15 protein-coding genes are annotated in these 14,258 nt (G+C 71.7%); 8 read left to right on the top strand and 7 right to left on the bottom strand.

All coding sequences use genetic code 11. The features are described 5' to 3' along the window. Positions 1–42: 42 nt before the first annotated feature. From WA640_RS16965 to WA640_RS16940, 6 genes are all read right to left on the bottom strand, one after another. Positions 43–606: an EF-hand domain-containing protein gene (locus WA640_RS16965; RefSeq protein ID WP_335989100.1), complete on the bottom strand. Its 564-nt coding sequence runs from the start codon at positions 604–606 to the stop codon at positions 43–45. Between the two features lie 66 nt (positions 607–672). After that, positions 673–1,413 carry an SDR family NAD(P)-dependent oxidoreductase gene (locus tag WA640_RS16960; RefSeq protein WP_106362896.1) on the bottom strand — a complete coding sequence of 247 codons (741 nt, stop codon included), beginning with the start codon at positions 1,411–1,413 and terminating at the stop codon, positions 673–675. Then, positions 1,410–2,699: an enolase C-terminal domain-like protein gene (locus WA640_RS16955; RefSeq protein WP_335989098.1), complete on the bottom strand. Its 1,290-nt coding sequence runs from the start codon at positions 2,697–2,699 to the stop codon at positions 1,410–1,412. Before WA640_RS16955 ends, WA640_RS16960 begins: the two co-directional genes overlap by 4 nt. Next, positions 2,696–3,526 (bottom strand): fumarylacetoacetate hydrolase family protein, encoded by an 831-nt coding sequence (locus WA640_RS16950; RefSeq protein WP_335989096.1) that lies wholly within the window; start codon positions 3,524–3,526, stop codon positions 2,696–2,698. The genes WA640_RS16955 and WA640_RS16950 overlap by 4 nt, the downstream gene beginning before the upstream one ends. Then, positions 3,523–4,374 carry an amidohydrolase family protein gene (locus WA640_RS16945; protein WP_335989095.1) on the bottom strand — a complete coding sequence of 284 codons (852 nt, stop codon included), beginning with the start codon at positions 4,372–4,374 and terminating at the stop codon, positions 3,523–3,525. The genes WA640_RS16950 and WA640_RS16945 overlap by 4 nt, the downstream gene beginning before the upstream one ends. Continuing rightward, entirely contained in the window at positions 4,371–5,357 is a 987-nt protein-coding gene (locus tag WA640_RS16940; RefSeq protein WP_335989094.1) for an aldo/keto reductase, read from the bottom strand. Before WA640_RS16940 ends, WA640_RS16945 begins: the two co-directional genes overlap by 4 nt. A 104-nt stretch (positions 5,358–5,461) precedes the next feature. Between WA640_RS16940 and WA640_RS16935 the strand changes: the two genes are divergently transcribed. The 4 genes from WA640_RS16935 to WA640_RS16920 all read left to right on the top strand — a co-directional run bounded on the left by WA640_RS16935 (position 5,462) and on the right by WA640_RS16920 (position 8,962). Continuing rightward, on the top strand, positions 5,462–6,187 hold the full coding sequence (locus tag WA640_RS16935) for a GntR family transcriptional regulator (RefSeq protein ID WP_335989093.1): 726 nt from the start codon (positions 5,462–5,464) through the stop codon (positions 6,185–6,187). Positions 6,188–6,255: 68 nt separating this feature from the next. Then, the gene (locus WA640_RS16930) at positions 6,256–6,951 is read left to right on the top strand and encodes a (Fe-S)-binding protein (RefSeq protein WP_335989091.1); all 696 of its coding nucleotides are present in this window, start codon (positions 6,256–6,258) and stop codon (positions 6,949–6,951) included. Next, positions 6,948–8,366, top strand: coding sequence for a LutB/LldF family L-lactate oxidation iron-sulfur protein (locus WA640_RS16925; RefSeq protein ID WP_335989090.1), 1,419 nt, complete (start codon positions 6,948–6,950; stop codon positions 8,364–8,366). The genes WA640_RS16930 and WA640_RS16925 overlap by 4 nt, the downstream gene beginning before the upstream one ends. Further along, on the top strand, positions 8,363–8,962 hold the full coding sequence (locus WA640_RS16920) for a LutC/YkgG family protein (RefSeq protein WP_335989088.1): 600 nt from the start codon (positions 8,363–8,365) through the stop codon (positions 8,960–8,962). The genes WA640_RS16925 and WA640_RS16920 overlap by 4 nt, the downstream gene beginning before the upstream one ends. Here WA640_RS16920 and WA640_RS16915 read toward each other — a convergent pair whose 3' ends face one another. Then, complete coding sequence (locus tag WA640_RS16915) at positions 8,963–9,673, bottom strand: glycosyltransferase family 2 protein (RefSeq protein ID WP_335989086.1); 711 nt, start codon at positions 9,671–9,673, stop codon at positions 8,963–8,965. Between the two features lie 98 nt (positions 9,674–9,771). Between WA640_RS16915 and WA640_RS16910 the strand changes: the two genes are divergently transcribed. The 4 genes from WA640_RS16910 to WA640_RS16895 all read left to right on the top strand — a co-directional run bounded on the left by WA640_RS16910 (position 9,772) and on the right by WA640_RS16895 (position 14,211). Next, positions 9,772–11,889, top strand: coding sequence for a hypothetical protein (locus WA640_RS16910; RefSeq protein WP_335989085.1), 2,118 nt, complete (start codon positions 9,772–9,774; stop codon positions 11,887–11,889). 32 nt (positions 11,890–11,921) lie between these two features. Further along, complete coding sequence (gene dcd / locus WA640_RS16905; RefSeq protein WP_106362905.1) at positions 11,922–12,497, top strand: dCTP deaminase; 576 nt, start codon at positions 11,922–11,924, stop codon at positions 12,495–12,497. 75 nt (positions 12,498–12,572) lie between these two features. Beyond that, on the top strand, positions 12,573–13,424 hold the full coding sequence (locus WA640_RS16900; RefSeq protein ID WP_335989082.1) for a mechanosensitive ion channel family protein: 852 nt from the start codon (positions 12,573–12,575) through the stop codon (positions 13,422–13,424). A 190-nt stretch (positions 13,425–13,614) separates the two neighbouring features. Further along, on the top strand, positions 13,615–14,211 hold the full coding sequence (locus tag WA640_RS16895; RefSeq protein ID WP_335989081.1) for a TetR/AcrR family transcriptional regulator: 597 nt from the start codon (positions 13,615–13,617) through the stop codon (positions 14,209–14,211). The last annotated feature ends 47 nt before the right edge of the window (positions 14,212–14,258 follow it).

Genomic DNA, 14,258 nt, shown 5'->3' with positions numbered 1-14,258 from the left:
CCTATCGGCGGCCCCGGTGCGGGCCGGAACGGGAGCGTCCGGTCAGCGCTCGTAGACCGGGCGGCCCATGAACCAGTTGCCGGGCGCGTCGGGGTCGGTGCTGGACCAGTACTCGACGACGGCGCGCACGAACTCGTCGATGGAGAGGGTGCCGTCGCCGTCGCGGTCGAGGTGCGCGAACGCCTTGTCGACCTCGTCGGCCGGGAGGTTCGGGAAGTGGGCGCGGGAGAACGCCGCGAACTCGCCGGGCCCGACGTCGCCGCTGGCGTCGGCGTCGGCGATGGCGTGGAAGGTGCGGGCGAGGTGGCCGACGGTGGCGTCGGCGGCGGCCGGGTCGTCGGCGAGGGTGCGGGTGGAGGCGATGAACGTGGCCTTGTCGATGGCCTCGACGCCGTCGGCGAGGTGGGGGCGGTGGAGGCCGTTCCAGATGTCCATGTACGCCGAGACGATCCAGGACTCCTCGGGGGAGCCCGGGGTGTGGCCGAGTTCGGCGGCGGTGCGGCGGCCGAGCTCGATGTGGTCGTGCTGGTCCAGGCGTCCGTCGCCGTTGGCGTCCAGGTGGTCGAAGCCGTGGGCGATCTTCGCGGTGAGCATGTCCTCGGTCATGCGTGCAGCATCGCAGGAGCGGGGCGCCGCGGCGGGTATCCCGCGCCGCGGCGCCGTGAAGTCGTGTCAGGCCTTGACGATGCGCAGGCCCTGGGTGCCGCCGTCGACGGCGAGGCTGGCGCCGGTGAGGGCCTTGTTGACCGGGTCGGCGAGGTAGACGATCGCGCTCGCGACCTCTTCGGCTGAGACGAGGCGGCCGGTGGGCTGGCGGGCTTCGAGGCGGGCGCGCTCTCCGGCGGGGTCGTCGGCCTGGTCGAGGAGGCGCTGGACCCACGGGGTGTCGGCGGTGCCGGGGTTGACGCAGTTGACGCGGATGCCTTCGGCCACATGGTCGGCGGCCATCGCGAGGGTGAGCGACAGGACGGCGCCCTTGGACGCGGAGTAGAGGGCGCGGTTGACGAGTCCGGCGGTGGCGCAGATCGAGGCGGTGTTCACGATCGCGGGCGAGGGGGACTCGCGCAGGTGCGGGAGGCAGGCGCGCGAGAGGCGGACCATGCCGAGGAGGTTCACGTCGAGGACGCGGAACCACTGCTTGTCGGAGTTCTCCTCGACGGTGCCGACCGCGCCGATCCCGGCGTTGTTGACGAGGACGTCGATGCGGCCGAAGCGCTCCGCGACGGCGGCCACGGCCAGGCGGACCTGGTTGTCGTCGGCGACGTCGCACTGGTGGGACCAGTGCTTCGGGCTCTCGTTGAGGTCGAGGACGGCGACGTTCGCGCCGCGCTCGGCGAAGGCGTCGGCGGCCGCCGCGCCGATGCCGGAGGCGCCGCCGGTGACCACGACGGTGAGTCCTTCGAAACCGCTCATGCGTGCTCTCTCCATTCAGGACCGTTCGGGTAGGCGAAGCGCTGGAGGCTCTCCCATTTCATTTCTGCGGAGAACCCCGGCGCGGCCGGGGCGGCGTAGCGGCCGTCCCGGATGACCGTGGGGGCGGTGAAGTGCTCGTGGAGGTGGTCGACGTACTCGATGACCCGGTCCTCCATGGTGGCGCTCACCGAGGTGTAGTCGAACATCGAGAGGTGGCAGACGAGCTCGCACAGGCCCACGCCGCCCGCGTGCGGGCACACCGGCACGTCGAAGTGCTTGGCGAGCAGGAGGATCGCGAGGTTCTCGTTGACCCCGGCGACCCGCGCGGCGTCCATCTGGAGGAAGTCGATCGCGCCCGCTTGCAGGAGCTGCTTGAACATGACCCGGTTGTGGACGTGCTCGCCGGTGGCGACCTTGATGGGCGCCACGCGCTCGCGGATCGCGGCGTGGCCGAGGACGTCGTCGGGGCTCGTGGGCTCCTCGATCCACCACGGGTCGAACTCGGCGAGGGCCTTCGTCCAGTCCACGGCCTGGTCGACGTCCCAGCGCTGGTTCGCGTCGACCGCGATGCGGATGCCGGGCCCGACGGCGGCGCGGGCCGCGGCGAAACGGCGCCGGTCGTCGTCAAGGTCGGCGCCGACTTTCAGCTTGATCTGCTTGTAGCCCTGGGCGACCGCTTCGCGGGCTAGCGCCACGACCTTCTCGTCGTCGTAGCCGAGCCAGCCCGGGGAGGTGGTGTAGGCGGGGTAGCCGTGCGCCTCGATCTCGGCGATCCGCTCGGCCTTGCCGGGTTCGGCGGCGCGCAGGAGGTCGAGGGCCGCTTCGGGGGTGAGCGCGTCGGAGAGGTACCGCCAGTCGACGCAGCCGACGATCTCCTCCGGCGTGAGGGAGGACAGGTACTTCCACAGCGGGAGCCCGGCGCGGCGGGAGGCGAGGTCCCAAGCGGCGTTCACCAGGGCCGCGGCCGCGAGGTGCATGACGCCCTTCTCCGGTCCGAGCCAACGGATCTGCGAGTCGTGGGTGAGCCGCCGGTACAGGTCGCCGAGGTCGGCGGGGCCGTGGACGTCGGTGCCCACCACGTACTCGCTGAGCGTCTCGATCGCGGCGCAGCACAGGTCGTTGCCGCGCCCGATCGTGAACGTGAACCCGTGGCCCTCCCGGCCGTCGTCGGCGTGGAGCACCACGTACGCGGCCGAGTAGTCCGGGTCGGGGTTCATCGCATCGGAGCCGTCGAGGCTGTGCGACGTGGGGAAGCGGACGTCCACGACGTCCACGGCCGTGATCACGCCTGCACCGTCGGGTTCTTCGTGGAGCCGAGGCCCTCGATGCCGACCTCCACGACGTCCCCGGCCTTGAGGTAGGGGAAGCGGCCGGAGAGCGCGACGCCCTCGGGGGTGCCGGTGAGGAGGAGGTCTCCGGCGTCGAAGGCCATGAACTGCGACATGTGGTGGATGATGCGGGCCACCGAGAAGATCATGTCCTTCGAGTTCGAGTCCTGGCGGGCCTCGCCGTTCACCTTGGACCACAGGCGGAGCCCCTGCACGTCCGCGATCTCGTCGGGGGTGACGAGCCACGGGCCCAGCGGCGTGAACGTCGGGCAGGCCTTGCCCTTGGAGAACTGGCCGCCGGAGCGCTCGATCTGGAACTCGCGCTCGGACAGGTCGTTGGCGACGACGAACCCGGCGATGACGTCGAGCGCCGCCTCCTCGGACTCCAGATAGGACGCGGGCTTGCCGATGACGACGCCGAGCTCCACCTCCCAGTCGGTCTTCACCGAGCCGCGGGGGATCTGCACGTCGTCGTTCGCGCCCACGATCGTGTTGGGGTGCTTGTAGAACACGACGGGCTCGGCCGGGGGCTCGGCGCCGGACTCGGCGCAGTGCGCGGCGTAGTTCATGCCGATGCACACGATCGCGTTCGGCTTCGCGATCGGCGGCGCGATCCGCCGCCCCGCGACGTCGATCTCCGGGAACCCGGCCACGGTGGAGATGCCGCCGCGGGCCAGGAATTCGCCGTCGATGTCGCCGATGGGGCCGGAGAGGTCGTAGTACTTGCCCTCGTGGAGCGCCACGGGGGTCTCGTAGCCGGGCTGTCCGATGCGCAGGTACTTCATTGCTCTCCTAGCTGGTAGACCTTGGCGGCGGTGCCGCCGAAGACGTCGGGGTCGGTGCGGCCGAGGACCTCGGTGAGGGCGTCCTTGACCCGCGTGTACGTGGAGGCCAGTTCGCAGACGGGCCAGTCGGACCCGAACATGAGCCGGTCGGGGCCGAACAGTTCGAGCGCGGTCTGCACGAACGGGCGCAGGTCCGCGGGGGTCCACCGGTGCCAGTCGGCCTCGGTGACCAGGCCGGAGAGCTTCGCGGACACGTTGGGGCGCTTGGCGAGCGGCGCCACGGCCGCGCGCCAGGCGCGGAGCCCGGCGTCGCCGTCGCGCACCTGCGGCTTGCCGAGGTGGTCGAGGACGAACACCAGGTCGGGGACGGCCGCCGCGGCTTCGGCGGCGGCCGGGAGCTGGTCGACGCGGACGACGAGGTCGAAGGTGGGGACGTGCTGCGCGAGAGTCTTGAGCGCCTGGATCGCCTCGGGTTTTGCGAGGAAGTCCGCTTCGGGGCGCTCCTGGACCTGGTCGCGGAGCCCGACGAGGTACCGGGCGCGCGGGTGGTTGTCGTACCGCAGCAGGGTGTTCGACAAGGCGGGGTCGAGCAGGTCGATGTGGCCGACGACGCCGGCGATCTCCTCGACCGCGCCCGCGAGGTGCAGGAACTCGACGGTCTCGGACGGGTGCCCCCATCCGGCCTCGACGAGGACGGTCCGGTCGACGCCGGCGGCCTTCAGGTTGGCGCGCAGGTCGGCGACGCCGTAGTCGCGCCGGATCGGAGCGAACTCGGGTTTGCTCGCGAGCCACGGGTAGTCGGCGGTCCAGACGTGGTGGTGCGCATCGATGACGAGCGGGGCCGTCATGGGACGGGTGCCTCCTCGGCCAGGAGCCCGGCGGCCTTGAGGTCGTGCCACAGCGCGCCGGGGATCGGATGGGCGTACATGGCGAGGGCGTCGTCGACCTCTGAGGGGTTGCGCGCGCCGACGAGGATCGACGCGACGGCGGGGTGGGCGGCCGTGAACTGGAGCGCGGCGGCCCGCAGCGGGACGCCGTGGCGGTCGCAGATCCCGGCGACGGCCTGGGCCTTCGCGACCATGCGCGGGTCGGCCGCGGCGTAGTTGAACGTGGCGCCGGGTTTCGGGTCGGCGAGGATGCCGGAGTTGAAGACCCCCGCGGCGATCACGGAGACGCCGCGGTCGAGGCACAGCGGGTAGAGCCGGTCGAGCGCCGACTGGTCGAGGAGCGTGTACCGCCCGGCGATGAGCGCGACGTCGAGCTCGGTCGCCTCGATGATCTCCGCGGCCGCGTCGGTCGAGTTCATGCCGATGCCGACCGCGCCGACCTCGCCGCTCGCGCGCAGCTCGGCGAGCGCCCGGTAGGTGCCCTCGACGGCCTCCTTGCGGTGGTCGTCGGCGTCGTGGATGAGCCCGATGTCGATGCGGCCCAAGCCGAGCCGTTCGAGCGAGGAGCGGTAGGACGCGAACGCGCCGCGATAGGAGAAGTCGAACTCGGCGCGCTTGCCGTTCGGCTCGGCCCACAGGTCCCATTGGCCCTCGTGGTCGACCAGGACCCGGCCGAGCTTCGTGGAGAGGGCGTACCCGTCCCGGTCCCGGGGCGCGAGCGCGGCGCCCACGCGCTGCTCGGAGAGCCCGGCCCCGTAGTGGGGCGCGGTGTCGAAGTGGCGGATCCCGCCCTCCCAGGCGGCGTCGACGGTGGCGGTCGCGACCGCGGGGTCGACCGGGGCGAACAGACCGCCGAGCGGGGCGCAGCCCAGGCCGACGGCGGTGACGGTGACATCGGTGGAACCCAGCCGCCGAACCGGCGGCGCGGAGTGGTGAGCGCTCACGAGGTCTCCAAATCGCATATCCTATAGGATATCGGATTCGCGTCGGGGTGATGCTGCGGCGCGTATCCGCGAGGTGTCCCCTATATCCTATAGGATCTACGATTATGGGAGAAGTACAGGTGCGACCGCAGCGGCAGACGCTCGCCGACAAGACCTACGACGAGTTGAACTCGCGCATCATGCAGAGCGTCCTGCCGCCGGGGGCGAAGCTCAGCATCGACGGTCTCGCAAGGCAGATGGCGATCTCGCAGACCCCGCTCCGCGAGGCCCTGGCCCGTCTGGAGGCCGAGGGGCTGGTCGAGCGGCGGCCGCTGAGCGGGTACTCGGTGACGCCGCTGCTCACGACCGAGGAGTTCAACGACCTGTTCGACCTGCGGCTGCTCATGGAGCCGCTCGCCGCGAGCCGGGCGGCGGAGCGCGTCGCGAACCCGCACAACATGGTCGGCGACGGAAAGGCGCTCCGCGCCCTGGCGCGCACCCCCGAGTACCACTCCGACGCGAAGCTGAGCCAGCTGGCGTTCACCGAGGCGGACGCGAAGTTCCACGCGTCGGTCGCGCAGTGCAGCGGCAGTCCCGTCCTCGCCAAGGCGATCCGGCGGCTCGACGCGCACCTGCACCTCCACCGGGCGTACATGGAGCCCGAGTCGATCGGCGAGACCGAGGCCGAGCACCTCGCGGTCGCGGAGGCTATCATTGCTCAGCAACCGCTTGCCGCAGAAGCGGCGATGCGCCGCCACCTGGAGCGATCCAGAGTGCGGCACGCCGCCGCCTTCACCGCGGCGGAAGCCGACGCCGCGCCGAACCCGAAGCGCGCCAAAGCGAACCGATGACGACTGCCGACCAGCCGGTCCCGGAGTGAGAGCCGGGCCCGGCGCCGAAGAGAAGAGGTGACCGCGCGATGAAGCGCGTAGCGCTGTTCATCACCTGCGTCAACGACGCCCTCTTCCCCGAAGCCCCGAAAGCGGTCGTGCGCATCCTGGAGCGGCTCGGCTACGAGGTCGACTTCCCCGCCGCGCAGACCTGCTGCGGCCAGATGCACGCCAACTCCGGCTACAAGAACGACGCGGCCCGGCTCGCCCGGTCCTTCGACGAGGTCTTCGGCGGCTACGACGCGATCGTCACCCCCTCCGGCTCCTGCGCCGCCATGGCCCGCGACCAGTACCCGCACCTCACCGGCTCGGACATCGGGCAGCGCGTCCACGAGCTGGCGGAGTTCCTCGTCGACGTCGCCGGGGTCGAGGACGTCGGCGCGCACTTCCCCCACTCGGTCACCTACCACCCGACCTGCCACGGCACCCGCGCGCTCGGCCTGGGCGACAAGCCGCTGCGACTCCTGCGGGCCGTCGGCGGCATCGACCTGGTCGACCTGCCCGCCGCCGACCAGTGCTGCGGCTTCGGCGGGACCTTCGCCCTCAAGAACTCGGAGGTGTCCTCCGCGATGCTCGCCGACAAGTGCCGCAACGCGGCCGCCACCGGCGCCGAATACCTTGCGGCCGCAGACAACTCGTGCCTGACGCACATCGGCGGCGGCATCTCAAGGAGCGGCGGGCCCAAGCCCATCCACTACGCCGAGATCCTCGCGAGCACCGCATGAGCGACATCGTCCCCGCCGCCTCCCTCATCCCCGCCGACGCGCCGTTCCCCAAGGCCGCCAAGGTCGCCCTCGGCATGCCGCAGCTGCGCGCCAACCTCGCCCACGCCACCGGCACCATCCGCGCCAAGCGCGCCAAGGTCGCCGGGGAGCTCGACGACTGGGAGCGCCTGCGCGACACCGCGGCCGCCGTGAAGGCCGACGTGCAGCGGCGTCTCCCCGAACTCGCCGTCGAGTTCGAAAAGAACGCGACCGCCGCGGGCGCCACCGTCCACTGGGCGCGGGACGCGAAGGAGGCCAACGAGATCGCCGCGCGGATCGTGCGCGAGGCGGGCGCCGAGGAGGTCGTCAAGGTCAAGTCCATGGCGACGCAGGAGATCGAGCTCAACGAGCATTTCGCGGTCGAAGGGCTCAAGGCGTTCGAGACCGACCTCGCCGAGCTCATCGTGCAGCTCGCCGAGGACAAGCCCAGCCACATCCTGGTGCCCGCGATCCACTACAACCGCACGCAGATCCGGGACATCTTCGAACAGAGGATGGGGGACGCGCCAGCGGGGTTGACCGACGACCCGGCGGCGCTGGCCGAGGCCGCCCGGCTGCACTTGCGGCGCCGGTTCCTCTCCTCCACTGTGGCCGTTTCGGGTGCGAACTTCGCGGTGGCCGAGACGGGGTCGCTCGTGGTCGTGGAGTCGGAGGGCAACGGCCGCATGTGCCTGACGATGCCGCGGACGCTGGTGAGCATCGTCGGCATCGAGAAGCTGCTGCCGAGCTTCAGCGACCTCGAAGTGTTCATGCAGCTGCTGCCGCGCTCGTCCACAGGGGAGCGCATGAACCCGTACACGTCGGTGTGGACCGGGGTCCGCGAGGGCGACGGCCCGCAGGACGTGCACGTCATCCTGCTCGACAACGGCCGCACCGGGGTCCTCGCCGACGAGGTCGGCCGCCAGGCGCTCTCGTGCATCCGCTGCTCGGCCTGCCTGAACGTGTGCCCGGTGTACGAGCGGACCGGCGGCCACGCCTACGGGCACGTCTACCCCGGCCCGATCGGCGCGATCCTCGCCCCGCAGCTGGAGCCGGGGAAGCACGACGACCTGCCGTACGCCTCAAGCCTCTGCGGGGCCTGCTACGAGGTCTGCCCCGTGAAGATCAACATCCCCGAAGTGCTCGTGCACCTGCGCCAGCAGGGCCCGCACCCGGTCGCCGAGAAGGCCGCGATGGGCGCCGCGGAAGCGGTCATGGCCCGCCCGCGCCTGTGGCGGACCGCGCTCAAGGCGGCCCGGCTCGGGTCGATGCCGTGGCGGCGCAAGGGGTTCGTGCGGCGGATGCCGTGGCCCGTATCGAAGTGGACGGTGAGCCGGGACCTGCCGGTGCCGCCGAAGGAGTCCTTCCGGGACTGGTGGAAGGAGCGCGACCGGTGAGCGCCAGAGACGAGATCCTGGCGCGGATGCGCCGCGCGCTGGAGGGCGCTTCGGAGGCGCCGCCCGTGCCGCGCGAGTACCGGCGCAGCCTGGACGCCGAGGTCGACGTGGTCGCGATGCTCATCGACCGGCTCGTGGACTACAAGGCGAACGTGCACCACGGTCTCGACGCGATCACCGAGGCGCTCGGCGGGGCCGTGCGCGTCGCGGTCCCCGCGGACCTGCCCGCGGAGTGGCGGCGCGGCTCGGCCGAGTTCGTCGAGGACCGCGGCCTGACGACAGAGGAGCTCGACGGCGTCGACGCCGTGCTCACCGGTTGCGCTGCGGCCGTTGCGGTCTCGGGGACGATCATGCTCGACGCCGGGGCGGCCCAGGGCCGCCGGGCGCTCACGCTCGTGCCCGACCACCACGTGGTCGTGGTGCGCCGGGACCAGATCCGGGGGCACCTCGCGGAGGCGCTGCCGCGGCTGGACCCGACCGCGCCGCAGACGTGGATCTCGGGGCCGTCGGCGACCAGCGACATCGAGCTCCAGCGCGTCGAGGGCGTGCACGGCCCCCGCCGACTGGACGTCGTGCTCTTGGAAGCGCCGGAGTAGCTAGCGGCCGATGCCGGGGCGGCCGGAGCGGCGGACGCGTTCGCGGCCGAGGAGCCACAGGGCCTGGACGCCGTCGGTCCAGGTGATCTTCTTGCCCTCCTCGCGGCTGCGCGCCGTGTACGAGATCGGGACCTCGTAGGGGCGGATGCCGCGCTTGAGGAGCTTCGCGGTCAGCTCGGCCTCCATGCCGAAGCCGCCGGAGCGGATGTTCAGGTCCAGGTACATCTCGCGCGGCAGGAGCTTGTAGCAGGTCTCCAGGTCCGAGATGTACGAGTTGAAGAGGATGTTCGCGGCGAGGGTGATCCCCTTGTTGCCCATGACGTACCAGAACGAATACGCCGAATGGGACCCGAAGGACCGCGAACCGTACACGACCTCGGCCCTGCCTTCGAGGACCGGCGCGAGGAGGCGGGGGAGGTCCGAGGCGTCGTACTCGCCGTCGGCGTCGAACACCACGATGTTCTGGCCCGCGGCCGCCTTCGCGGCGGTGCGGATGGCCGCGCCCTTGCCCTTGTTGCGGTCGTGGCGGATCAGCTTGACCCGGGCATTGTCCTCGAAGGACTGGAGCACTTCCCAGGAGCGGTCCCTGGAGCCGTCGTCGACGACGACGATCTCGGTCTCGCAGGGGAAGTCCACCGCGAGCAGCTCTTTCAGCGTCCCGGCGGCGAGGCGTTCCTCATTGAAAACCGGGACGAGTACCGACAACAGCATCTTGCTGCTCCATCCCCTCGTGTCCGAACACGATTGCACAACCATAACGCGCTGCCGCCAGAGCGGCATCCGCCGGACCGGTCGTGTTGAATGGAGCGGTGCTGCTCGTCCTGTGGCTCCTCGCCCTGCTTCCGGCGCTCGCCTACGCCCTCCGCCCCCGCGACGGGGCCGTGCTCGCCCCGGCCCGCCTGGCGGTGATCCGGGCGGCGCTCCTGCTGGGCGCCTTCGCGATCGCGGTCGTCGAGGCCGCATCCGTGGGGCACGCGCTCACGCCGGCCACCGTGCTGGCCGCGTGGATCGGCGCGACCGCGGCCATCGCCGCCGCGGTCGTCGTCCGCTGCGTCAGGGACGTCGACGGCGGGCGGGGCCAGTCCCTCGACGTCCTCAAGGAGGAGCTGCGGTCCCGCCGCGGCGCCACCCGCCGCACCTGGCGGCGCACCAAGCGCGCCGCCGCCGCGGCCCCCGCCTGGCAGTGGGCCCTCGGCTGCGTCGTCGCGATCCTCGCCATCAGCGCCGCGGTCCTCGCGATCGCGTCCTCCCCCAACAACTTCGACTCGCAGACCTACCACCTGCCGCGCATCGAGCACTGGGTGCAGAACGCGTCGGTCGCCGTGTACCCCACCGGGATCCACCGCCAAGTGGACCTCGGTCCCGGCGCCGAGTACCTTCTCGCGCACCTGCGGCTCCTCTCCGGCGGCGACAGCGCGTACAACCTCCTCCAGTACCTCGCCGGGGTCGGCGCGGTCCTCGCCGCCTCGCGGATCACCGCGCAGCTCGGCGGCGGCCCGACCGCGCAGCTCGCCACCGTGTTCGTCCTCGCCACCACCCCCGAGGTGCTGCTCCAGGCCACCAGCACCCAGGTCGACCTGGTCGCCGCCGCGTGGGTCGCGGCGCTGGCGACCGTGGTCCTCGACGAGTTCACGCGCCCCGGGGACGCCGACGGGAGCGCCCTGCGCGCCGCCGCGCCCGCCCCGGACGCCCTCTATCTGGGGCTCGCGCTCGGGCTCATCGCCGTCACCAAGACCACCGGGCTCCTCGCCGCCGCGCCGCTCCTCCTCATCTGGGGGATCGGGCGGCTCGTGCGCGACGGGCACCGCCGCCGCCCGTGCCTGTGCGGGCGCAGCCCCGGCCGCTGCTCGCGCGCCGACGCTTCCCGCGCGTGGACCTCCCGCGGCCGCACCGTCCTCGCCTCCCTCGCCGTCATCGCGCTCGGGTTCGCCGTCGCCGGGCCGTTCCTGTGGCGCATGCAGGAGGCGTTCGGAAGCCCCCTCGGGCCGCCGATGCTCCGCGAGTCCATCGGAGTGCAGACCGCCGACCCGCGGCTGCTCCTCGTCAACGCGCTCCGGATCGCCCAGACCGGCCTGGACACGCCGCTGTTCTTCCTCTCCGACGCGACGGCGGGCGCGATCAACGGCCTCGCGAACCTCCTCGGCGTCGATGTCAACGACCCGCGGATCACGTTCGGCACCAGTCAGTTCCCGGTCCCCGCGTGGTACCCCGACGAGGACCGCGCGGCGTTCCCGCTCACCGGCCTCGCGTCCCTCGCCGGGCTCGTGTGGTTCGCCGTCAAGGGCCCGCGGCTGCGCCGCGCCTACGCCGCCGCGCTCGCCGTGGCCTTCATCGGCGTCGCCTGCACCGTGTCCTGGCAGCCGTGGGTCAACCGCCTCGTCGTCTTCCTCATCGTGCTCGCCGCGCCCGCGGCCGGGCTCCTCGCCGCCGCCATGGTCAAGGGCGTGGCCCGCACGGTCGGCGACAAGCGCCGCCGCCGCGCCGCCGTCGCCCTCATCGCCGTCGTCGCGTCCCTCGCGTCCGTCGCCGGGCTGCTGACGGTGGCGTACGGGTACCCGCGGCGCCTCACCGGCGCGTGGTCGGTCTTCAGCCTCACCGACATGGAGGAGCGGTTCGTGCGCCGCCTCGAATGGCTCCCCCAGTACGAGGCCGCCGCCGACGCGGTCGCCGCGACGGGCCCGGAGACCGTGGGGATCGTGCAGGGCAACGACTCGTGGGAGTACCCGTGGTGGATCCTCCTGCCCGAGGGCACCGAGATCGTGGCGCTCGAATCGGTCGTCCCCGGCCAGGACCCGCCCGAGCCGGACTCGGTGGACGCGATCGTGTGCGCCGAGGACCTCGACCAGTGCGCCGACCTCGTGCCCGAGGGCTGGGAGTTCACCGACCTCGGCACGGTCGGGTACGCCATCCCCGGCGGGGGCGGCTGACCTGCGGGGGGTGCGGCCACTAGCCTGGTCGCATGCTGCTTAGCGATCGCGACATCCTCGATGCCGTCAAGTCGGGCCGCCTCGGCATCGACCCGTTCGACGAGGTGCTCGTGCAGCCCTCCAGCATCGACGTGCGCCTCGACCGCCGCTTCCGGGTGTTCAACAACCAGAAGTACACGCACATCGACCCCTCCCGGCAGCAGGACGAGCTGACCTCGCCCGTGGAGGTCGCCGACGACGAGCCGTTCGTGCTCCACCCGAGCGAGTTCGTGCTCGCCTCGACCCTGGAGGTCATCTCCCTCCCCGACGACCTCGCCGCCCGCCTCGAAGGCAAGTCCAGCCTCGGGCGCCTCGGCCTGCTCACCCACTCCACCGCCGGGTTCATCGACCCGGGCTTCTCGGGGCACGTCACCCTGGAGCTCTCGAACGTCGCGAACCTGCCCATCACGCTGTGGCCGGGCATGAAGATCGGGCAGCTGTGCCTGTTCGGGCTCTCCAGCCCCGCCGAGAAGCCCTACGGGCAGGGCGCGAACTTCTCCCGCTACCAGGACCAGCGCGGCCCCACCCCGTCCAAGTCGTGGATGCACTGGCGCACCTGGCCCACGTAGGCCCTGACCGCGCACTCCGGGTGCCAATCGAGCGAAACTCCTGAATACGGGTGCTATCCGGCCTACGGTCGGGGTATGAACTTCACGCAGAGCTTCCAGAACATGATGGACAGCGTCATCGCGTTCCTGCCGCGGGCGCTCGCCTTCATCGCCATCCTCGTCGTCGGCTGGTTCATCTCGAAATGGATCGGCCGCCTCGTCGGGAAACTGCTCAACCGGGTCGGCCTCGACAGGGTCGGCGAACGCTCGGGGCTGCGCCGCTTCACCGGCAAGTTCGAGCTGAGCGACCTGCTCGGCCGGGTCGTCTACTACATGCTGCTGCTGTTCACGCTGCAACTGGCGTTCGGGGCGTTCGGGAACAACCCGGTGTCGACCCTGCTCAACCAGATCGTGGGCTGGCTGCCGCTGCTGTTCGTCGCGCTCGTCATCGTCGTGGTCGCCTTCGCGGTCGCCAACGCGGTGTTCAAGCTCGTCGACGGGACCCTGGAGAACACCAGCTACGGGCGGACCGTGGCGCGGATCTGCCAGGTCGCCATCATCTTCTTCGGCGCCGTGGCCGCGCTCGGCCAGGTCGGCATCGCCACGACGGTGACCACGCCGATCCTGTGGACCGTCCTGTCGATCGTCGCGGGCGTGACCATCGTCGGCGTCGGCGGCGGCCTCATCGCGCCGATGCGCGAGCGCTGGGAGCGGATGCTCTCCAGCGCCGAGACCGAGGCCTCGCGCATGAAGGACGACATGCAGTCGCCGCGCACGCACGACGCGACCGCCTCAATGTCGACCACGTACTCCTCGGAGCGCTACGGCGCCGAGGCGAACACGCAGGTGCAGGAGCCGATGCCGCCGACCGGCGCGCCCGCGGCGCCCACGATGGGCGAACCCGGCGCGACGGGCCGGGGCGGGCCCTCGGACCCGAGCACCCGCTGACGTCCGCGACGGGAGTCCATGTGTCCGGTCTCCCGCACCGCGACATGAACGCAGCTCGACACGCTGCTCCACGATCGGCCGCATCCCGAGCACGGGGGGTGCGGCCGGTCCGCGTTCCGGGGCCCGCATCCCGATGAAAGTGGGCTTTTGCTCCGTGCTCGCAGGACTACGCCCGAGTAACCTCATCTGGGTGGAAACGCAAACAGCAGGGGGACGGGGCGGGTCCAAGCGCCGCCGCGAGATCCTCGACGTCGCGGTCAAGCTGCTGGCCAAGCACGGCTACCACGGCGTGTCGATGGACGACATCGGCGCCGCCGCGTCCATCACCGGCCCGGCCCTCTACCACCACTTCAAGGGCGGCAAGGAGCAGATGCTCGCCGACGCCCTCATCCCCGTCTCCGAGCGGCTCCTCGCGGGCGGGCGCCACTGGGCGTCCGTGCACTCCGAGGACCCGCAGGCCGCGCTCGAAGCGCTCGTCGACTTCCACCTCGAAGTCGTCATCGACTCGCCCGAGATCGTCATCCTCCACCTCCACGAGCTCGACCGGCTCCCCGAGGAGCCGCGCCGCGAGGTCCGCAAGCTCCAGCGCGTGTACGTCGAGGAGTGGGTGGGGGTCCTGTGCCGCCTGCGCGAGGGCCTCAAGCCCGAGCAGGCGCGCGTCCTCGCGCACGGCGCGTTCGGCCTCATGAACTCCACGCCGTACCTCTCGCTCGGCCAGGAGGTCTCCGCCGACGAGACCGCCGCGCTCCTGCGCGCCGCGGCCCTGCGCGCGCTCGACCCGGGCTGACGTCCCGCCCTGCGGGATAGCATGGGCGGGTATCGGGTCCAACGACG

The sequence above is a fragment of the Glycomyces sp. MUSA5-2 genome, from assembly GCF_037034145.1.
GTDB lineage: Bacteria > Actinomycetota > Actinomycetes > Mycobacteriales > Micromonosporaceae > Glycomyces > Glycomyces artemisiae.
Note: the sequence above shows the minus strand (reverse complement) of the source record. Positions and strands in the feature narration are given on the sequence as shown.